Below are 20,959 nucleotides of genomic sequence, written 5' to 3'. Positions count from 1 at the left end.
GTACAGAAAAAGATGACAGCTCATAATACAGATGATCTTCGTATCAGGGGAATGCAGGAAGTTGCAGCCCCCGAGGATGTTCATCGTCAGCACCAGATTACCGAGAAGGCGTCGCAAACAGTCTGGGAGACAAGAAATGCAATTCATCAGATTCTTGATGGAACCGATGACAGACTAGTGGTTGTGGTTGGTCCTTGTTCTATTCATGATGTTGAGGCGGCCAAAGAGTATGCTGATAGATTACGTGTAGTAAGTGATGATCTCGCTAAAGAGTTGGTTATAGTGATGCGTGTCTACTTTGAAAAACCGCGCACACGGGTTGGCTGGAAGGGGCTTATCAATGACCCTGACCTGGATCAAAGCTTCAATATCAACAAGGGTGTCTGTATGGCGCGTGAGGTGTTGCTGGAGATCAATAACAGAGGCGTGCCTGCAGCAACAGAATTCCTTGATCTGATTACCCCGCAATATATTGCAGACCTCATAAGCTGGGGAGCCATTGGGGCTCGTACAACAGAGAGCCAGGTTCACCGTGAGCTGGCGTCAGGATTGTCATGTCCGGTTGGTTTCAAGAATGGAACAGATGGAAAGCTGCAGATCGCAATTGACGGGATCTGGGCAGCTTCGCAACCACACCATTTTCTCTCGGTTACCAAGCAGGGGCACTCCGCAATCTTTTCAACCAATGGTAATGAGGATTGTCATGTAATACTGCGTGGTGGTGATGGGCGCCCAAATTATGATGCAGAGAGTGTGAGGAATGCGGCAGCAGATCTAGGAGAGGCAGAACAGAATACGCGACTGATGATTGATCTTAGTCATGCCAATAGTCGCAAGGATTACAAGAGACAGATTGATGTTGGTAGCGATGTTGCGCATCAGATTAGCCATGGTGACCATAATATTATGGGGGTAATGGTTGAGAGTCACCTGGTTGAGGGGCGACAGGATATTCGTGAGGGTGAAGAGCTGGTATATGGCCAGAGTGTAACTGATGCCTGTATTGGCTGGGATGCCACTGTCGGACTGCTTGAGGGCTTTGCGGAGGCAGTACGGCAACGACGCCAATCGTCGTGAAATCCATTCTGATTCTGTTGGTACGTGGTTACCAGATCGTTCTAAGCCCATGGGTGGGGCAGAGCTGTCGTTTTACCCCGACCTGCTCAAGCTATGCAATTGATGCCCTGAAAGAGTATGGCGCACTACGTGGTAGCTGGATGGCAATTCGCAGAATCGGGCGTTGTCACCCGTGGCATGAAGGGGGGCATGACCCGGTACCCCCAAAAGATGGACACTAAACAGATAAATTCTACCTGGCTCTGGAGATAAACTTTCCTGTTACGGTATGTACTTTTATCTCTTCTCCGCTCCCAAGGTACTCTGGTACCTGAATCTCTATACCAGTAGATAAAATTGCCGGTTTGGTTCTGCCGGTAGCAGATGCTCCCTTGATTCCAGGAGCGGTTTCGATAATAGTCAGAGTTACAGTTTGAGGTAGCTCAATACCCAAGACATTGTCATCAGAGAGAAGAACTGTGATCCCGTCCATCCCTTCAACCAGATACCCAGACTGTTCTGACAGCTCATCTCCATTGACCTCATATTGGGTGTAGTCATCCATATCCATAAAAACAAAATTATCACCATCACTGTATGAATATTGGGCCTGTCGTTTCAGGCAATCGGCATCTTTTAACAGATCATCTCCCTTGAATGATTCATCCAGTTTCTGGCCACTCTGCAGATTGGTAAAACGAATTTTGTAGAGGGTAGAGGCTCCCCTGGAAGAGGGGCTTTTTGACTCGACAGTTTTTACCGCATGTGGCGTACCGTTGATCTCTACTATCATTCCACGTTTTAGTTCTGATGCTTTTGGCATAACTATTTCCTGTTGTAACTGTATGGGTGATTCCTGCCGCGGACACGCCTAAGTAGCAGGAATCACTTGAGACTTATTCAAATTATTTTGATATTGGACGATACTTAATCCTGTGCGGCTGATCTGCCTTGGCACCAAGTCGTCTCTTTCTATCCTGTTCGTAATCGGCATAGTTTCCCTCAAACCAGACCGCCTTGCTGTCACCCTCAAAGGCGAGCATGTGGGTGGCGATACGGTCAAGGAACCAGCGATCATGCGAGATCACTACTGCGCAGCCAGGGAATGCCAGTAGGGCCTCCTCCAGTGCGCGCAGGGTCTCAACATCAAGATCATTTGTTGGCTCATCAAGCAGCAGCACATTGCCGCCACTCTGTAATAATTTTGCCAGATGGACACGGTTGCGCTCACCACCGGAGAGGTCACCAACACGCTTCTGTTGATCACCACCACGGAAATTGAAGCGAGAAACGTAGGCACGAGAGTTGGTTTCATAGCCACCAATCCGCAAAATCTCCTGCCCGCCAGAGATTGATTCCCATACCGTCTGTTTGGGGTCAAGTGTGTCACGACTCTGGTCAACATGGGAGAGCTTCACCGTCTCACCAATTTTGATCTCTCCAGAATCTGCTTTCTCATCTCCGGTCAACATTCTGAAGAGAGTGGTTTTACCGGCACCATTGGGGCCGATAATTCCGACAATACCGCCAGGGGGAAGGTTGAAGTTAAGATCATCAACCAGCAGGCGATCTCCAAATCCCTTGCGGATACCTGCTCCCTCAATTACAAGGTCTCCGAGTCTGGGGCCAGGTGGGATATATATCTCATGGGTCTCGTTTCGTGCCTGTGCATCATGGGAAGAGAGCTCATCAAAGCGGGCTATGCGAGCCTTGCTCTTGGCATGGCGCCCTTTTTGGTTTGAGCGAATCCACTCCAGCTCCTCCTTCATGGTTTTTTGACGAGCACTCTCATGCTTCTCTTCCATCTGCAGGCGATTCTGTTTCTGCTCCAGCCATGAGGAGTAATTTCCCTCCCATGGAATACCGCGCCCACGGTCCAGTTCCAGAATCCAGCCAGCCACATTATCGAGAAAATAGCGGTCATGGGTGATGGCAACCACAGTTCCAGGGAAGTCGTGAAGGAATCGTTCCAGCCAGGCGATAGACTCTGCATCGAGGTGGTTGGTGGGCTCATCAAGTAGCAGCATATCAGGATTGGATAGTAGCAGGCGACAGAGAGCGACCCGGCGTCGCTCACCACCAGAGAGCTTGGTTACATCTGCATCCCAAGGCGGTAGCCTCAGAGCATCTGCTGCTATCTCCAGCTTCCGATCTAGTTCCCAGGCGCCTGCAGAGTCGATCTTGTCCTGAAGTTCAGCCTGTTCTGCCAGCAAGGCATCAAAGTCGGCATCAGGATCAGCAAAACCGGCACTAACCTCATTGAAGCGATTAAGAAGTGCCTTGGTCTCAGAGACACCTTCTTCAACATTTCCACGCACATCTTTTTCAGGGTCTAGTTGCGGTTCTTGGGGAAGGTATCCAATGTTTATTCCTGCTTGTGGACGAGCCTCTCCCTCAATCTCACTATCGAGCCCAGCCATAATTTTAAGGAGAGTTGATTTGCCTGAGCCATTTAGTCCAAGCACACCAATTTTTGCGCCCGGGAAAAAAGAGAGAGATATCTCTTTTAGGATTTCTCGACCGCCCGGCACAATTTTGCCGACGCGATTCATGGTGTAGATAAATTGAGCCATTAATACTCCAACCTATTGTTGTGGGGCTAATAAAGGCGGGGAGTATAACGAATGTGAAAGAGGAAAGTATAAGTGCACGTCCATGTGCAACAGTCATCCATGAAATCAGAACAGGAGGGACAATCCAACAGGTTGCAAGTATATTATTTAATTCTAAAATAGTCAACGATTATTTAATCTTTGATGGCTCTTGAAGAGAGCTTTTGGCAGAAAGATCACCTGCTTCATGTGGTAAAATCGAAGGTTGTATTAACTCTATATGTATTAAAAGGATTGGTAGATGTTTTCAAAGGATATGGCGATTGCAGGGTTTGATGATGAGTTATGGGGTGCGATGCAGAATGAGGAGCGTCGACAGGAGGAGCATATCGAGTTAATTGCATCAGAGAACTATGCAAGCCCTCGGGTTATGGAGGCGCAGGGGTCTCAGCTTACTAATAAATACGCAGAGGGGTATCCAGGAAAACGCTATTACGGTGGTTGTGAGTATGTGGATATTGCAGAACAGCTGGCAATTGATCGTGCCAAGGAGCTTTTTGGTGCTGATTATGCCAATGTGCAGCCTCACTCAGGTTCACAGGCAAATGCTGCTGTCTATCAGGCGCTCTGTCTTCCGGGCGATACCATTCTTGGTATGAGTCTTGATGCTGGAGGGCATCTCACTCATGGCGCAAAACCAAATTTCTCGGGCAAAATATACAATGCGGTGCAGTATGGTCTTAACAACGATACAGGGCTGTTGGACTATGAGGAGATGGAGTCTCTGGCCCGTGAACATAAACCAAAAATGATTGTGGCTGGTTTCTCTGCCTACTCCAGGGAGGTTGACTGGGAGCGATTCCGTAATATTGCAGATGAGGTTGGTGCCTATCTGTTTGTTGATATGGCACATGTCGCTGGATTAATTGCTGTGGACGAATACCCTAGTCCCGTGCAGATTGCTGATGTCACCACAACAACAACCCATAAAACACTGCGCGGACCTCGTGGTGGAATTATTCTGGCCAAATCAAATCCCGAGATTGAGAAAAAGCTGAATTCACTGGTTTTTCCTGGTACTCAGGGTGGCCCGCTGATGCACGTTATTGCTGCCAAGGCTGTCGCCTTCAAGGAGGCGCTGGATCCAGAATTCAAGAGCTATCAGCATCAGGTCAAGTTGAATGCGCAGGCAATGGCACAGGTATTTCTTGATCGTGGCTATGATGTGGTATCTGGTGGCACTGATAACCATCTGTTCCTGGTTGATCTGATCAGCAAGGGGATTACTGGAAAAGCAGCTGATGCAGCACTTGGTAACTCCAATATTACCGTTAACAAGAATGCGGTCCCTAATGATCCGCAGTCCCCATTTGTAACCAGTGGTATCCGTGTAGGAACCCCTGCGATCACCACTCGCGGGTTTGGTGAGGGTGAGGCAACGGAGCTTGCCGGCTGGATGTGTGATGTTATGGATGATGTAGAGAATCAGGAAACCATTGCCAGCGTGAAGCAGAAGGTGTTGGATCTTTGTGCGCGATTCCCCGTATACAGATAGGGTTATTGTAATGTTCATCAGGAGAGAGTAGAGGATGCGGTGTCCATTTTGTGGGGCTGAAGATACCCGTGTGGTTGACTCTCGTCTGGTAGGAGAGGGTGATCAGGTACGCAGGCGGCGCGAATGTCAGGCTTGTAGTGAGCGCTTTACAACCTTCGAGGTTGTGGATCTGGCAACCCCAAGAATCATCAAGAATGATGGCAATCGTCAACCATTTGATGAAGAGAGATTACGTAGAGGCTTTTTGCGCGCGCTGGAGAAACGCCCAGTTGAGACAGAGAGCATAGATGCAGCCATTGAACGAATCCGACATCGACTGATTACCAGAGGGGAGCGAGAGGTGCAATCTCGCGAACTGGGGGAGTGGGTAATGGATGAGTTGCGTAATCTTGATGAGGTTGGATATATACGTTTTGCCTCTGTGTATCGAAGTTTTCAGGATGTGAATGCGTTCCGTGAGATGGTTGAGCGAATGGAGCATGAGACTCAGTTGGGAAAAAATGATCTACAGCTACAGCTTTTGGCAGATGAAAATATAGATCAGCCTTGGCGAAATGGAAAAAAGAGGTGATTTGCAGCAGATGAGTAGTGGCTCAGTTTTTAGTCCGGAAGATCACCGCTGGATGGCACGGGCTCATAAGTTGGCGGCGAAGGGGCTCTATACGACAGACCCTAATCCGCGCGTTGGCTGCCTTCTGGTGAAGAGTGGCGAGATTGTTGGTGAAGGGTTTCATCAGTATGCCGGTGGCCCACATGCCGAAATTAATGCGTTGAATCAGGCTGGTGAAGCTGCCAATGGGGCAACCGCTTATGTCACCCTGGAGCCATGCAGCCATTTTGGCAAAACTCCTCCCTGTAGTGATGCCTTGATTGAGGCAGGGGTATCACGAGTGGTTGTGGCGCTGGAGGATTCAAATCCAGAGGTCTCAGGGGGTGGGATCAGAAGAATGCAGGATGCCGGCATTGCGGTCCAAAGTGGCCTCTCCCCGCAAGAGACAGAGATGTTAAATCCCGGTTTCTTGTCACGGATGCGCAGTAAGCGACCATTCATAAGATTGAAAATGGCAATGAGTGTGGATGGACGTACCGCCATGTCCTCAGGTGAGAGCAGGTGGATTACAGGCGCAGATGCACGCATGGATGTACAAAGGTTGCGTGCACGCAGTTCTGCCATTATGACGGGGGTTGGAACAATCCTGGCTGACGACCCATCCCTGAATGTGCGAGAGATCAGCGGTGATTTCAAGATACCGGTTCGGATAGTTCTTGACCCTGATGCAAAAACCCCAGCATCTGCAAAATTGTTCTCTATTGATGGAGAGATCATTATGGCTGTGGCCACAGATGCATCCATACCATCAGAGTGGTCTGAGAGGAAAAATGTGAAAGTGATTCGCCTGGATCGCTCCAGTCGAGGGTTGGATCTTCAACAGCTAATGGGGTATTTGGCGCAGCTCGAGATGAATGAGATTCATGTGGAGACCGGAGCAACTCTTGCAGGGGAGCTTGTAAGGCATCAGTTGGTTGATGAAATTGTTCTCTACATGGCACCAGTTTTGATGGGAAGTGATGCGCGTCCTCTGCTTGATATCCAGTTAAAGGAGATGGATGAAAAAATTTCGTTGAAAATTAAGGAGATCAGAATGGTTGGTGGCGATCTCAGAATGACGTTAACAGCTCACTAATGTATCCTTAGCCGTCATGTTTACAGGAATTATAGAGTCCATAGGGCGTATTTCACGCATTGAACCCAAGGGTAGCGATGCCAGAATATTTGTTGAGACCGGGAAACTTGATCTTGGTGATGTGCAACTTGGAGACAGTATTGCTGTTAATGGCGTCTGTCTGACTGCTGTAGAGCTTCCGGGAAATGGTTTTATTGCAGATGTCTCTGGTGAGACTCTGTCACGTACCGCATTTTCACAGCTAAAGGCTGGATCAGATGTGAATCTTGAGAAGGCACTAACACCAACTACCAGACTTGGTGGACACATGGTTAGTGGCCATGTGGATGGCATTGGTGAGGTGATAAGCCGTTCTGATGATGGACGTTCGGTCTGTTTCCGTATCAAGGCACCAGATGAGCTTGCGCGTTACATAGCAGAGAAAGGATCGGTTACAGTTAACGGAATCAGTCTCACCGTGAATAGTGTTGATGGGGCAGTGTTTGATCTAAATATTGTTCCGCATACTCTGCAAGAGACTACAATGGACAGTTTTCAGGTAGGGGTCATGGTTAATCTTGAGGTTGACTTGATTGCCCGTTATCTGGAGAGGATGCTGTTGGGGGATCGTGCAGCTAAGTCAGGAGTGAAGGGGATCAGTATGGAACTCCTTGCTGAAAATGGATTTTTAGGGAAATAACAGGTAGAAAAAAATAATGGAACTGAACAGTTCAGAAGAGATTATTGAAGATATTCGTCAAGGCAAGATGGTTGTACTGATGGATGATGAGGATCGTGAGAATGAGGGCGATCTGATTATGGCATCTGCCAAGGCTACAGCTGATGACATTAACTTTATGGCCCGTTATGGCCGTGGATTGATCTGTCTCACCCTTACCCGTGACCGTTGTGAGCAGCTAAATCTTCCGCTTATGGTGACAGGTACAAACAGTGATCTGCACGGTACTAACTTTACCGTCTCTATTGAAGCATCCAGTGGTGTGACCACGGGCATTTCGGCTGCTGACCGTGCAGTTACAGTGCAGGCAGCAACAGCAGCTGATGCAACAGCAGACAATATCGTCATGCCGGGCCATGTGTTTCCATTAATGGCGCAGCTAGGCGGGGTATTGACCCGTGCGGGACATACAGAGGCGGGGTGTGATCTGGCCAGATTGGCGGAGCTTGAGCCATCATCTGTTATTGTTGAGATCCTGAATGATGACGGCACAATGGCTCGTCGTCCTGATCTTGAGTTGTTTGCCCAGGAGCATGGACTGAAGCTGGGAACTGTTGCTGACCTGATTGAGTACAGGATCCGCAACGAGAAAACAGTAGAGGCAGAGGCTGAGAGTGATCTTGATACCAAGTATGGTTCATTCCATATCAAAGCCTATCGTGAATCCATTGATAGAGAGGTTCATCTGGCTCTGGTAAAGGGTAGCATTGATCCGGAAACCCCGGTGCTGGTCCGTGTTCATATGCTTGATACACTTTGTGATCTGTTCTCTGTTGATGGAGAGGGGTGCGGACATACCCTTGAGCGAGATATGGAGAGAATTGCCAAGGAAGAGAATGGTGTACTGCTTCTACTCCGTAAGGAAGAGGACGGACGAGATCTGATTGAGCGGATCAGGAACCACCAGCAAGGCGGTAACTCAGACAACACAAAATCGACGGGAGAACTGCGTGATTTTGGTGTTGGAGCACAGATTCTGCTCGATCTTGGAGTGAGAAAAATGCGCGTTTTGGGTACCCCCAGAAAATTACATGCTCTGTCAGGGTTTGGACTTGAGTTGGTTGAGACGGTATCCTACTGATAATTATCTAAGAGAGGAAAAAATATGGACAGCAATATAAAGGTAACTGAGGCAAATCTGAATGTGGATGGAGGGCGTTTCGGTATTGTGGTTGCCCGTTTCAACAGCTTTGTAGTTGAGAGTCTGCTGGAAGGTGCTATTGACACCCTGGTTCGTAATGGAGCCAATGCTGAGGATATCCATGTGGTAAGAGTTCCCGGTGCCTTTGAGATGCCTATCGCGGCACAGAGGATGGCAAAAGAGGGATATGATGCAATTATTGCGATAGGAGCAGTAATTCGTGGTGGAACCCCGCATTTCGATTTTGTTGCTGGAGAGGCTACCAAAGGGTTGGCAACAGTCTCACTGGAGAGTAGCACCCCAATCACCTTTGGTCTATTGACAGTAGATACAATTGAACAGGCCATTGAACGTTCAGGAACCAAGGCGGGCAACAAGGGTGCTGAGGCGGCAATCTCTGCCATTGAGATGGTTAACCTGCTAAAAAAGCTTTAGGTTTATAACCGGCACAATGAGCAAGGAGCGCTCCAGATCGAGACGTGCTGCGGTACAGGCGTTATATCAGTGGTCTATTTCGGCACAGCCTGTAATTGAGATCATAACCCAGTTCCATGAAGAAGGAATTCTTGATGAGGCCGACTCCAAGCTGTTTGAGAAAGTCGTTAAGGGGGTAATTGCTGAAGTGACTTCTGTTGATCAGTCGGTGTCTCCTTATCTGAGCAGGAAAATTGAACAGGTGGATCCTGTTGAAAAGGCGCTGCTTAGACTGGGAACATATGAGCTGATATATATGCCTGAGGTCCCATATAGAGTTGTTCTGAACGAGTATATCAACCTCTCAAAGACATTTGGTTCGGCCAAGAGCCACAAATTTATCAATGCCGCTCTTGACAGAGTAGCGCACGAATCCCGCAAAGTAGAAGTTGCGGCACATGAAAAAAAGTAGTCAGGGTGATGGTGAGTTCTCCCTGATCGAGAGATACTTCTATAGAACAGACACATACCACCCAGAGACAATTCTTGGTATTGGTGATGATGCCTCTCTGCTTCAGATTCCGTCAGGTAAACAACTCGTTGTCTCAATCGATACCATGGTTGAGGGCGTACACTTTATGGGAGGGGTGTCGCCGGAATCATTGGGCCATAAACTAATGGCAGTAAACCTCAGCGATCTGGCAGCAATGGGAGCAGCCCCGGTATGGGCAACACTTGCGCTCACTATTCCAGAGAATAATCCAGAGTGGATGGGCAGGTTCTCTCAAGGAATGTTTGCGCTGGCTAACCATTACCAGATTGACCTGGTTGGTGGTGATACAACCAGAGGGCCTCTTACTCTAACCATGCAGATTCATGGTCTGGTGCCGGAAGGTGAGGCAGTCCGCAGAGATGGGGCAAAAGCAGGAGACCTGATCTGTGTAACAAATTCCCTGGGGGCTGCAGCTCTCGCACTAAAACTTATTCAGCAGGGGGAGAATGCGAAAGAGATCATAAATTATCTGGAGCTCCCAACTCCGCGTGTTGAGGCAGGAGTAATCTTGCGTGAATATGCAACATCAATGATAGATATTTCTGACGGCCTGCTAGCTGATGTTGGCCATATCCTTGATCAGAGTGGTGTTGGAGCAATAATTGATCTGGATGCAATTCCTCTGCATCCATCACTATCGAGACTTTCCACGACTGCAGAACAACTAGAGTTGGCGATGACTGCAGGTGACGACTATGAGCTCTGTTTTACAATTCCAAAACAGAAGTTGGGTGACGTTAATAATAGCTTGTCAGATATTGATATCGCAGTATCTGTAATTGGAGAGATTAAGCAAGATGTTGGTCTGCAGTGGAGGGGGACATCAGAATGGATTCCCGACAAGAGTGGGTTTCAACATTTTTAACCCTGGAACCTATAAAAAACCGGCATCCTGAGCAATCAAGACACCGGTCACCACCTCCTCACAATTAGGGAACATCTGATTGGGTCACGAAGTGACTTAATCAGAGCCTCCTTAGTGAAAGAGATGGTAGTGGATATAACACAAGACAACAATTAAGGAAAACTTAGGCGGTGAGACCAAAGTTATCCAGGTCTTCCGTCTGTTCTTGGTTGTATGAGCATGGCCGCATAGTTCCACAGAAACATGGTGAATGAGGCAACCCAGAACAGTTGTGAAATAAGAACCATGGTTACGAACTGTTCTGGAAGAATAATGGGAAGCAGTACACGAACCACAGCACCAACAAGCAGCAACCCAAAGATGATGTTAAGGCTTTTTGGTGGATTGAAGATGCTTCTCCCTGTATGGCCAAGGATAACGCGCGCCATCATGCCCATTGTAATGATGCCAATAGCGCCGTAGGTGAATGCATGTAGCGCAATAAGTGGTGATATTACCCCAAAGGCAGATAGTGCCTTGAATAGAAACCCAAGGATAATCCAGCCGTAGCCAACCATCAGCACCCAAAGAAGGGGTTTGTTCCATATAAGGTTTGTATACCAGTTAACAAATCGCAAACCATGTACAACTACAAGTGCTGCCGCCAACAGTCCGCTTACCCATAACTGGGGCAGAAAGATGTCACTGAGGGCAAACAGCAGAAACAGTGCGAGGCTGGAGATATCCAGAAATTTAGAGTTTTTGAGTGTTAACTCTACCCCTACACCTTTCTCTATAAAGAATGGAAAGACTCGGCGCCCAAGGGTTAGTAGCAGGGCAATAATAAGGTAGATGCCACCATATAGGCCAATACGTTCACCCCCGTCTATCACCTTGAATACACCAAGGTAGAAGATAAGGTTTGAGATAAAAATTGTGAGAAATTTGGAGGTAAAGATACGAACCTGATCCCACTGCCGTGCCTTGTAGAGAGGATGGGTGATAGCGATAGTGAGGGCCAACAAAAACAGAAGGTCGAGTGTTGCAGGGATGATTAGGGGAATACTGTCTATCCATGGCAGTATTCTGGCAAGCAACCACAAGCTAAAGAGAAGTGCCAGAGGGGTAAAACGTATTGTCTGCACCCCCGTCCAGTTCATGGATGCCGTTAGCAGGAACCCACCTGCAACGGCAACCCCATAGCCAAATACCATTTCATGACCATGCCACAAAAAGTGGTTGCCAAACTGCAGGATAGCACCCGGGTGCCACTGAAAACTATAGGACAGCGTCCATAGAACTATGGCAACTATGCTATACAGTGATGCCGCCAGGAAAAATGGACGGAATCCAAGCTGAAAGAGTGCAAAAGAGTGGACTGGCTCCGACTTATTCTCAATATTTAGTAACATATATCTGTTCCAGTTATCGCAGCCTCTTTTTGACGGCTAATAGATGGTACTTTTTACATGTTTTTTGCCAGCTTGTAATTGATCTATGGCAATGGTGAGATTAGGTGCTGTCTCTATTACTTTACTTTCTCAATCATCGCATAGGCAGAGTGGTTATGGATGGATTCGAAATTTTCAGCCTCCAGTACATAGGAGATGATTCTGTCGTCACTATTGAGCCTGTTTGCAACATCACGCACCAGATCCTCAACAAACTTTGGATTATCATAGGCACGTTCGGTCACGTATTTCTCATCAGGACGCTTGAGCAGACCAAATAGCTCACATGAGGCCTCCTGTTCCACAATATCAATCATGTCCTCAATCCAGAGGAACCCTGAAGGCCTTGCATTTACCGTAATGTGAGAACGCTGATTGTGTGCACCATATTCAGATATCTCCTTGGAGCAAGGACAGAGGCTGGTAGCTGGCACCAGAACCTTGACGTTCATGGAGGGCCGTCCATCTGTAATCTCACCAATAAATGTTACCTCATAGTCAATCAGGCTCTCTATTCCGCTAACGGGAGCCTTTTTGTTGACAAAGAAAGGGAATGACATCTCTATGTGGCCAGATTCAGCCTCCAGGGTCGTCACCATCTCTCCCAGCATGGCCTTGAATGTATCTACGGTGATCTCAAAATCATGCTGATTAAGGATACGCACAAAACGGGACATGTGAGTCCCTTTGAAATGTTGAGGAAGGCTGACATACATGTTGAAGGTTGCAACTGTGTGCTGCTCTTTTCCGGTGCGATCCTTGATGACAACAGGGTGACGGATATCCTTGATTCCAACCTTGTCGATTGGTATCTGACGGGTATCCTCACTACCCTGTACATCTACCATTTTGTCATTGCTCATAAAGGTTTCTCTCTATTATCTTTTGCTATAGCGTGCTGATGACCGTTCGGTTTCCCAGACTGTAACAGACTCAACCTCTACCTGTTGATGGTTGATTGAGTTTGAGATCTCAGTAAAAAATGTATGGGCTATATTTTCAGCAGTTGGGTTGATTTTGTCGAATGGTGGCACATCATTTAAGTATTGATGGTCAAGACGGTCAGTGGCCTCTTTGGTGGCCTGTTTTATTTTTTTGAAATCAATAACCATACCCAGCTCATCCAGTTCTGCAGATGTTACCTCAACCTCTACTTTCCAGTTGTGTCCGTGTAGATGCTGGCAGTCTCCAGGGTATCCACGAAGGCTGTGGGCAGCTGAAAAATCACTGATAACTTGTAGTGTAAATCGTCCAGACATAAGAGCTATATGGATGGGTCAGGGTGGTTATTCGAAGAACTTTGTTGCTGAAACCTACTAATCGAGTCAAGTATACCATGGCCAGAGAGGCCATATTGCTCTATAAGGGCTGCTCTCTCCCCCTGTTCGACGAAATTATTTGGCAGTCCAAGCATCAACAGTGGAGTAGATATGTTTTGGGAAAGTATGAACTCGCTTACACCACTACCGGCACCTCCTGCAGTCACATTCTCCTCAACAGTGACAAGCATCTCATGCTGTTTACACATCTGGGTAATAAGTGAGTGGTCCAGCGGGGCAACAAAACGCATATCAACGACAGTTGCATCTATCTGTTCAGCTGCATCCATGGTCTGTTCAAGCAGTGTTCCAAACACCAGTATGGCAACTTTTTCCCCCTGTCGGCGAATCTTTCCCTTGCCGATTGTTACAGGGCTATTGCTCTCTGGTTGATCCGGGATTGTTGCACGAGGGTAACGAACCGCTGCTGGCCCATGGTATCGCATACCGGTCGATAGCATTTGTTGGCACTCTTCACCACCTGAAGGGGTCATGATAATAAGGTTTGGAATAGCCCTGAGAAAACTTAGATCAAAGGCGCCAGTATGGGTTGGGCCATCAGCACCAACCAGTCCAGCCCGGTCGATAGCAAACAGAACCGGAAGGTTCTGCAGAGCAACATCATGAATCAGCTGGTCATAGGCACGCTGTAAGAAGGTAGAGTAGATCGCGACAACCGGATGCCGGTTCTCTACAGCCAGCCCTGCAGCCAGGGTAACCGCGTGTTGTTCTGCAATACCAACATCAATAAAGTGGTCGGGATATTTTTCGGCAAAACGTACCATGCCGGAGCCGCACATCATGGCAGGGGTTATGGCAATAAGTTCCGGGTTTTTCTCCACGGCATCACAGAGCCAGTCACCAAAAATAGATGTATATGTGGTGGCCTGTTCAGTTTGCACATCACTTTGCTGAGTGGCAGGTTCAATACGTCCAATTCCATGGTATTTAAGAGGGTCTCGTTCAGCAGGTATGTGACCATGGCCCTTTTGGGTAATTATATGGAGGAATCGTGGGCCCTTGAGTGTATGCAGAGTGCGCAAGGCGCGTACCAGTGCGTTTATATCATGTCCATCGACAGGGCCAACATAGTTGAATCCAAGCTCTTCAAATAGTGTTCCTGGAACCACCATCCCCTTGACGTGCTCCTCTGTTTTTCTTGCCAGATCCCAGGCGCCTGGCAGTTTACTCAGCACTTTGCGACTGGTTTCACGCATATGACTGTAGGCGGAGCTGGTAAGAACTCTACCAAGGTAGCGAGAGAGCCCTCCAACATTTTCAGAGATTGACATGTCATTGTCATTTAGTACCACCAGCAGGTTGGCATTTTCATCGCCCGCATGGTTTAGTGCCTCAAAGGCCATGCCTCCGGTCAGCGCGCCGTCACCAATAACAGCAATAGTCTGTCTCTCTTCACCAGCCTGTTTTGCTGCAATTGCCATCCCCAGAGCAGCACTTACAGATGTGCTGGAGTGTCCGGTTCCAAATGGATCGTAGGGGCTCTCTTCACGTTTGGTAAAGCCGGAGAGACCACCTTTTTGTCGTAGAGTAGACATCTCATGACGTCTGCCGGTAATTATCTTATGAGGATAGCTCTGGTGACCCACATCCCAGACCAGGCGATCTTCAGGTGTGTTGTATATGTAGTGTAGTGCTATCGTGAGCTCAACAACTCCCAGGCTGGATGCAAGGTGGCCACCGGTCTGTTCAACCGAGTGAATCATAAAGCTGCGAATTTCCCTAGCCAGATCAGGAAGTTGCTCCTGATCAAGGTGGCGCAACTTTTCTGGGTCTGTAGTTTTATCCAGAAGCGGTGTTGATGGAGAAGAGGAGAGCATAGCCGGTTAATGGTCTCTCTGGATAATGAAATTGGCAATCTCTCTCAGGCTATCCGCCCGACTATCAAATAGAGATAGTGCATCTATTGCTTGTTGGTGTAGTTTTTGTAGCCTGATTTTCGCACTATCCATACCAAATATAGATACAAAGGTGCTTTTCTCCTGCTCCAGATCCGAGCCCTGTGGTTTGCCGATGATATCGCTTGTGCCTTCTATATCAAGGATGTCATCGCGAACCTGAAAGGCAAGACCGATTGAGTTAGCATAAGTTATAAGGTTGTCGGTAGTGGTCTCGTCAGGCCTCCCTGGAGTTGCCCCCATCAGGATACTTGCACGAATCAATGCACCTGTCTTCATCAGGTGCATAGTGCTTAATTCGTCACTCTCGGTTACTGTCTCCAGATCGATCATCTGTCCCCCGACCATGCCTTCTGAACCGCTGGCAGCCGTGAGCAACTGGATCCATTTGAGGCGAATATCACTGGATAGAGGGGAGTCTGCAAGAGCCTGGAAGGCCATGGTCTGTAGAGCATCTCCGACCAAAATTGCAGTAGCCTCATCGAAGGCACGATGGCAGGTAGGCTCTCCTCTGCGCAGGTCATCATCATCCATTGCGGGGAGATCATCGTGAACCAGAGAATAGGTGTGGATGAGTTCAACTGCTACTGCCGCTTTATCAAGTTTTTCAGTAGAGATATCAAACAGTTTACCGGCAGCATAGACAAGAATTGGACGAATCCGTTTACCACCACTGAAAACAGTGTAGTGAATCGCCTTGTGTAGTTGGGTGGGAAGTGTGGTTGTGGCAGGGATGGACTGCTCTAGAGCCCCCTCTACACGCTGCTGCCACACACCGAATGGGTTGCTCATGAGGATTCGAACGGCTTCAACCCCTCCTTGGTAAGGATTTCAACCTTTTGCTCCGCATCACTCAATGCCCCCTGACAATCTCTTATAAGCTGGATGCCATTTTCAAACTTTTTCAGTGAATCCTCCAGAGACAGATCACCACTCTCCATCTCTGCAACCAGTTGTTCCAGATTGGAAAGGCTCTTCTCGAAATTGAATGAAGAGTCTCCGGTTTTCTTTTTCGCAGCCATATTTTTTTCTGTCAGGGGGGTTGGTTCAGCTCTGATTCGGTGGATAATGTACGTTCATGAAGCGGATCATTGTAACATTTTTCATTCTCATTTTTTCTATTCTGTCGGCTGCAGATGCCAACTGGTGGGATGGAGGATCAGGTAGTACCTATTATGAGGAGGGGGATGCGTGGAAGGAGTCTGAGATATCTATCCCGGATTATCCGCAAGAGGATAATTTATTGGAGTTCCAGGTTGATAACCCCTCTTCCAGCCACCGTTATTTTCTGGATACCAACTCCCTATCCATTGCGGATGATTATGTAATCCGATACTCTGCAGTGATAAAAACCAGAAGTGGATCAACCAATGTCTTTTACGACGGAATGCGTTGTCAGACAATGGAATACAAAAATTATGCATTTGGTATAAATGGCAGTTTTACGGAGAATGATGGAGCGCACTGGGAGCCGGTGCGTAGTTATGATTTTTTCCGTAAGGCCCTGTTGCGTGGGATTGTGTGCGAACAGGGAAATCGTCCGCGACCTGTAGATGCAGTTATTGATAAGATTAAATACAACCGTTAACCAACTGAGCAGTTATGTCCAATTATGATGCCTCGGCCATCGAGGTTCTTTCCGGTCTGGACCCGGTTCGAAAACGTCCAGGAATGTATACCGACACAACCCGCCCGAACCATCTGGTGCAGGAGGTCCTGGATAACAGTGTGGATGAGGCGATAGCTGGCCATGCAGACTATATCAAGGTCACTATCCATAAAGACGGTTCATCCACGGTTGAGGATAACGGCCGTGGTATGCCAACAGATATTCATCCGGAAGAGGGTGTACCTGGGGTTGAGGTCATTCTGACAAGACTCCATGCTGGCGGCAAATTCTCGGGAAAAAATTACCAGTTTTCTGGTGGGTTGCATGGTGTTGGTGTCTCTGTGGTTAATGCTCTCTCAAAAAATCTGGAGATCTGGGTGCGTCGTGAAGGGCGTGAGATGAATATGGCCTTCGCCAATGGAGAGAAAAAGAGCGATCTTGAAGAGGTAGGAACAGTCGGAAAACGCAACACTGGTACCACACTGCGTTTTTGGCCAGACCCCCAGTTTTTTGATTCATCAAAAATTTCCCTGCCTAAATTGCGTCATTTGATGCGTGCCAAGGCTGTACTCCAGCCAGGACTGAAAATCTCCTTGCTGGATGAGGCGTCTGGTGAGAAGGAGGAGTGGGAATACAGAGACGGTCTTAGAGAATACCTGCTGGGACAGGTAGGAGATGTGCCGACACTGCCTGAAGATGAGCCCTTTATGGGATCAAGCAGTAGCGAACGTGAGGGGGTGGATTGGGCTGTGCTCTGGCTCTCTGAAGTGGGCGAATCTGTTAATGAGAGCTACGTAAACCTGGTGCCAACGCCACAAGGTGGAACCCATGTTAACGGGTTGCGTGCAGGGTTGACTGAGGCGGTGAGAGAGTTCTGCGAATTCCGTAATATGCTTCCTCGCGGAGTAAAACTGGCTCCAGAGGATGTGTGGGAAAAGGTCAGCTATATTCTATCTGTCAAGATGGAGGACCCACAGTTTTCTGGACAGATAAAAGAGCGTCTCTCTTCACGTGAGGTGGCGACATTCGTCTCTGGTGTAATCAAGGACTCATTCAGTCTCTGGCTTAATCAGCATCCGGCTGTAGGAGAGCAGATAGCAGAACTGGCAATCAATAGTGCACAAAACCGAATGCGCACTCGCAAGAAGGTGGCCCGTAAAAAGGTAACCAGTGGACCAGCACTCCCGGGAAAATTGGCAGACTGTTCTACAGATGATCCACTGCGCGGCGAACTGTTTCTGGTTGAGGGTGATTCGGCGGGAGGATCTGCAAAACAGGCGCGGGATCGAGAATTTCAGGCGATTATGCCGCTACGTGGAAAAATCCTTAATACCTGGGAGATAGAGCCTGGTGATGTGCTGGCCTCACAAGAGGTGCATGATATCTCTGTCGCACTCGGCATGGATCCAGGCAGTAGTGATTTGACCGGACTGCGTTACGGCAAGATATGTATCCTGGCAGATGCGGATTCTGATGGTCTCCATATCGCAACCCTGCTGTGTGCTCTTTTCTTGCGTCACTTTCCAAAGCTGGTGGCAGATGGACATGTCTATGTGGCGATGCCTCCACTCTACCGTATTGATGTAGGAAAAGAGGTCTATTATGCGCTGGATGATGCAGAGAAAGAGGGTGTTATGGACCGTATTGCCGCTGAAAAAAGACGTGGTAAAGTGAATGTTCAGCGCTTCAAGGGGCTGGGAGAGATGAATCCGCTGCAGTTGAGGGAGACCACAATGGCGACAGAGACCAGAAGATTGGTGCAACTGACTATTGAGCCTGGTGATGATAGCAATAGCATGATGGATATGTTGCTGGCAAAGAAACGCGCCTCTGACCGCAAGAGCTGGCTGGAGAAACGGGGAGACCTTGCTGAGGTTTAAGGATCTGGAAAGATGAGCGAGTCAATAGAGATGGATATGGAGGGAGTGGAGCATCTTCCGCTAAGTGAATTTACCGAGAAGGCCTATCTGGATTACTCAATGTATGTAATCCTGGATCGAGCACTTCCTCATGTTGGTGATGGTCTAAAGCCGGTGCAGCGTCGTATTGTATATGCGATGTCAGAGCTGGGGCTCTCTGCAACAGCCAAGTTCAAGAAGTCAGCCAGAACAGTGGGTGATGTATTGGGTAAATTCCACCCCCATGGTGACTCTGCGGCCTATGAGGCGATGGTGTTGATGGCACAGAATTTCTCCTATCGTCATCCATTAATTGATGGACAGGGCAACTGGGGCTCTCAGGATGACCCCAAATCATTCGCAGCCATGCGTTACACGGAATCACGTCTGACCCGTTATTCAGAGATTCTGTTGAGTGAACTGGGGATGGGCACTGTAGAGTGGCAACCAAATTTTGATGGCACTCTCAAAGAGCCAATACTACTGCCGGCACGTCTGCCAAATATTTTACTTAATGGTGGTTCTGGTATTGCAGTAGGGATGGCTACAGATATTCCTCCACACAATCTGCGTGAGGTAGCATCGGCCTGTATCCGTCTGTTGGAGAATCGCAAGGCGACAGTAGATGATCTATTGGAGCATGTTAAGGGGCCCGACTATCCAACTGATGCGGAGATTATTACGCCCAGGGAAGATATACAGGAGATATATCGTACCGGTCACGGCTCTATCAGGATGCGTGCTGTTTGGGAGAAGGAGGGCAGTGATCTGGTTATCACAGCACTGCCGCATCAGGTCTCTGGTAACAAAATTCTGGAGCAGGTGGCTACCCAGATGCGTTCAAAGAAGCTTCCAATGGTTGATGATCTACGTGATGAGTCAGATCATGAAAATCCAACCAGGCTCGTAGTGGTGCCACGTTCCAACCGAGTTGATGTTGAACAGCTGATGTCGCATCTATTTGCAACTACTGATCTTGAGCGTACCTACAGGGTTAATCTCAACATGATCGGGATCGATGGACGCCCCGGGGTCAAGGGGATTCATAAATTACTGAAAGAGTGGTTGGAGTTTCGTGAGCAGACTGTACGCAGACGTCTCGAACATCGTCTGGAGAAAGTGTTGCAACGACTCCATATTCTCGATGGTCTTTTGGTTGCCTATCTAAATATTGATGAGGTGATTGCAATCATCCGTAGCGAGGACAAGCCGCGTCCGGTATTGATGAAGCGTTTTAACCTGAGTGAGATTCAGGCTGATGCCATTCTTGATCTGAAACTGCGACATCTGGCAAAGCTGGAGGAGATAAAGATAAGGGGTGAGCAGGAGGAGCTTGAGGAGGAGAGAGATAGTCTGGAGAAGGTTTTGGGGTCCACTCGTCGTCTGCGCACCATGATTCGCAATGAGATTACAGCAGATGCCGAGAAGTATGGGGATGACCGTCGTTCACCAATCGTAGTACGCGACAGTGCTCAGGCAATAGATCCGTCTACCCTTGTGCCGTCAGAACCGGTAACAGTGGTGCTGTCAGAGAAGGGTTGGGTGCGAGCGGCAAAGGGACATGATGTGGATGCAACTGCTCTCAACTACAAGAGCGGGGATGGATATCTGGCTTCCAGTAATGGACGTAGCAATCAACCAATCTATTTCCTGGGCTCCTCGGGCAGAAGTTATACGGTTCAGGCTAGTACTCTGCCATCTGCCAGAGGACAGGGTGAGCCTCTAACCGGACGCCTATCAACACCATCTGGAGAGGGTTTTGTTGATGTTATTGGCGGTGCACTGGAGCAGAAGATATTGGTTTCATCTGATGCCGGCTACGGATTTATTGCAACTATTGGCGATCTCTCATCCAACAAAAAGGCGGGCAAGGCATTTCTCCGCCTGCCCAAGGGTGCAGAGGCAATGAAGGTAATTTCGGTTATTGAGAATGCCCAGTGGTTGGCAGTTGCCAGTAATGAGGGGCGGTTATTGCTGTTTCCATTCCATGAGCTTCCAGAGTTGGCCAAGGGTAAGGGCAACAAGATGATTGGCATCCCATCCAAACGGGTCGATAGCAGAGAGGAGTTTGTGGCAGGTGTTGCTGTTTTGGGCGATGGAGACGGCCTTACCGTTGTCTCCGGAAAGCGTACACTGAAATTGAAGCCATCTGATTTGGAAAATTATTATGGGGAGCGTGGGCGCAGAGGCAGTAAATTGCCGCGCGGATTCCAGAGAGTAGAAGGTCTGTTGACGGGAATTAAGTAGA

The 20,959-nt window shown here is 48.3% G+C and carries 21 protein-coding genes; 13 read left to right on the top strand and 8 right to left on the bottom strand.

Annotated features, from left to right (window positions below):
- Positions 1-12: 12 nt before the first annotated feature.
- The gene (locus H8D24_07400) at positions 13-1,077 is read left to right on the top strand and encodes a 3-deoxy-7-phosphoheptulonate synthase (GenBank protein ID MBC8520214.1); all 1,065 of its coding nucleotides are present in this window, start codon (positions 13-15) and stop codon (positions 1,075-1,077) included.
- Positions 1,074-1,298, top strand: coding sequence for a membrane protein insertion efficiency factor YidD (gene yidD, locus H8D24_07395; GenBank protein ID MBC8520213.1), 225 nt, complete (start codon positions 1,074-1,076; stop codon positions 1,296-1,298). The genes H8D24_07400 and yidD overlap by 4 nt, the downstream gene beginning before the upstream one ends.
- Before the next feature lie 11 nt (positions 1,299-1,309).
- Here the strand turns inward: yidD and yeiP are convergent, their stop codons facing one another.
- Complete coding sequence (gene yeiP / locus H8D24_07390) at positions 1,310-1,879, bottom strand: elongation factor P-like protein YeiP (GenBank protein MBC8520212.1); 570 nt, start codon at positions 1,877-1,879, stop codon at positions 1,310-1,312.
- A gap of 82 nt (positions 1,880-1,961) precedes the next feature.
- Positions 1,962-3,629: an energy-dependent translational throttle protein EttA gene (ettA, locus tag H8D24_07385; protein ID MBC8520211.1), complete on the bottom strand. Its 1,668-nt coding sequence runs from the start codon at positions 3,627-3,629 to the stop codon at positions 1,962-1,964.
- Between the two features lie 280 nt (positions 3,630-3,909).
- Between ettA and H8D24_07380 the strand changes: the two genes are divergently transcribed.
- Genes H8D24_07380 through thiL form a run of 8 tightly spaced genes read left to right on the top strand, consistent with a single transcriptional unit; the run spans position 3,910 to position 10,539 of the window.
- Positions 3,910-5,163: a serine hydroxymethyltransferase gene (locus H8D24_07380; protein ID MBC8520210.1), complete on the top strand. Its 1,254-nt coding sequence runs from the start codon at positions 3,910-3,912 to the stop codon at positions 5,161-5,163.
- Positions 5,164-5,197: 34 nt separating this feature from the next.
- Complete coding sequence (gene nrdR, locus H8D24_07375; GenBank protein MBC8520209.1) at positions 5,198-5,734, top strand: transcriptional repressor NrdR; 537 nt, start codon at positions 5,198-5,200, stop codon at positions 5,732-5,734.
- 52 nt (positions 5,735-5,786) lie between these two features.
- Positions 5,787-6,848 carry a bifunctional diaminohydroxyphosphoribosylaminopyrimidine deaminase/5-amino-6-(5-phosphoribosylamino)uracil reductase RibD gene (gene ribD, locus H8D24_07370; protein MBC8520208.1) on the top strand — a complete coding sequence of 354 codons (1,062 nt, stop codon included), beginning with the start codon at positions 5,787-5,789 and terminating at the stop codon, positions 6,846-6,848.
- A gap of 16 nt (positions 6,849-6,864) precedes the next feature.
- Positions 6,865-7,527: a riboflavin synthase gene (locus H8D24_07365; GenBank protein MBC8520207.1), complete on the top strand. Its 663-nt coding sequence runs from the start codon at positions 6,865-6,867 to the stop codon at positions 7,525-7,527.
- Positions 7,528-7,543: 16 nt separating this feature from the next.
- Positions 7,544-8,647: a 3,4-dihydroxy-2-butanone-4-phosphate synthase gene (gene ribB, locus H8D24_07360; protein MBC8520206.1), complete on the top strand. Its 1,104-nt coding sequence runs from the start codon at positions 7,544-7,546 to the stop codon at positions 8,645-8,647.
- A 24-nt stretch (positions 8,648-8,671) separates the two neighbouring features.
- The gene (gene ribE / locus H8D24_07355; GenBank protein MBC8520205.1) at positions 8,672-9,142 is read left to right on the top strand and encodes a 6,7-dimethyl-8-ribityllumazine synthase; all 471 of its coding nucleotides are present in this window, start codon (positions 8,672-8,674) and stop codon (positions 9,140-9,142) included.
- Between the two features lie 16 nt (positions 9,143-9,158).
- Positions 9,159-9,593 (top strand): transcription antitermination factor NusB, encoded by a 435-nt coding sequence (gene nusB / locus H8D24_07350; GenBank protein ID MBC8520204.1) that lies wholly within the window; start codon positions 9,159-9,161, stop codon positions 9,591-9,593.
- Positions 9,580-10,539, top strand: a complete 960-nt coding sequence (gene thiL, locus H8D24_07345) for a thiamine-phosphate kinase (GenBank protein MBC8520203.1) — start codon at positions 9,580-9,582, stop codon at positions 10,537-10,539. The genes nusB and thiL overlap by 14 nt, the downstream gene beginning before the upstream one ends.
- 182 nt (positions 10,540-10,721) lie before the next feature.
- Here thiL and H8D24_07340 read toward each other — a convergent pair whose 3' ends face one another.
- From H8D24_07340 to H8D24_07315, 6 genes are all read right to left on the bottom strand, one after another.
- Positions 10,722-11,930, bottom strand: a complete 1,209-nt coding sequence (locus H8D24_07340) for an NnrS family protein (protein MBC8520202.1) — start codon at positions 11,928-11,930, stop codon at positions 10,722-10,724.
- A 116-nt stretch (positions 11,931-12,046) separates the two neighbouring features.
- A complete protein-coding gene (locus H8D24_07335) occupies positions 12,047-12,832 on the bottom strand; it encodes a GTP cyclohydrolase I FolE2 (GenBank protein ID MBC8520201.1) in 786 nt (261 codons plus the stop codon).
- A 15-nt stretch (positions 12,833-12,847) separates the two neighbouring features.
- Positions 12,848-13,228, bottom strand: coding sequence for a 6-carboxytetrahydropterin synthase QueD (queD, locus tag H8D24_07330; GenBank protein ID MBC8520200.1), 381 nt, complete (start codon positions 13,226-13,228; stop codon positions 12,848-12,850).
- A gap of 5 nt (positions 13,229-13,233) precedes the next feature.
- Complete coding sequence (dxs, locus tag H8D24_07325; GenBank protein MBC8520199.1) at positions 13,234-15,126, bottom strand: 1-deoxy-D-xylulose-5-phosphate synthase; 1,893 nt, start codon at positions 15,124-15,126, stop codon at positions 13,234-13,236.
- Between the two features lie 6 nt (positions 15,127-15,132).
- On the bottom strand, positions 15,133-15,996 hold the full coding sequence (locus H8D24_07320) for a polyprenyl synthetase family protein (protein ID MBC8520198.1): 864 nt from the start codon (positions 15,994-15,996) through the stop codon (positions 15,133-15,135).
- Positions 15,993-16,226 carry an exodeoxyribonuclease VII small subunit gene (locus H8D24_07315; protein MBC8520197.1) on the bottom strand — a complete coding sequence of 78 codons (234 nt, stop codon included), beginning with the start codon at positions 16,224-16,226 and terminating at the stop codon, positions 15,993-15,995. Before H8D24_07315 ends, H8D24_07320 begins: the two co-directional genes overlap by 4 nt.
- Positions 16,227-16,282: 56 nt before the next feature.
- Between H8D24_07315 and H8D24_07310 the strand changes: the two genes are divergently transcribed.
- Genes H8D24_07310 through parC form a run of 3 tightly spaced genes read left to right on the top strand, consistent with a single transcriptional unit; the run spans position 16,283 to position 20,958 of the window.
- The gene (locus tag H8D24_07310) at positions 16,283-16,792 is read left to right on the top strand and encodes a hypothetical protein (protein MBC8520196.1); all 510 of its coding nucleotides are present in this window, start codon (positions 16,283-16,285) and stop codon (positions 16,790-16,792) included.
- A 14-nt stretch (positions 16,793-16,806) separates the two neighbouring features.
- Entirely contained in the window at positions 16,807-18,693 is a 1,887-nt protein-coding gene (gene parE, locus H8D24_07305; GenBank protein ID MBC8520195.1) for a DNA topoisomerase IV subunit B, read from the top strand.
- Between the two features lie 12 nt (positions 18,694-18,705).
- A complete protein-coding gene (gene parC / locus H8D24_07300; GenBank protein MBC8520194.1) occupies positions 18,706-20,958 on the top strand; it encodes a DNA topoisomerase IV subunit A in 2,253 nt (750 codons plus the stop codon).
- Position 20,959: the final 1 nt, after the last annotated feature.

Source organism: Candidatus Thiopontia autotrophica (assembly GCA_014384675.1).
GTDB lineage: Bacteria > Pseudomonadota > Gammaproteobacteria.
The sequence above is the reverse complement of the archived record's forward strand: the minus strand, read 5'-3'. Positions and strand labels throughout refer to the sequence as shown.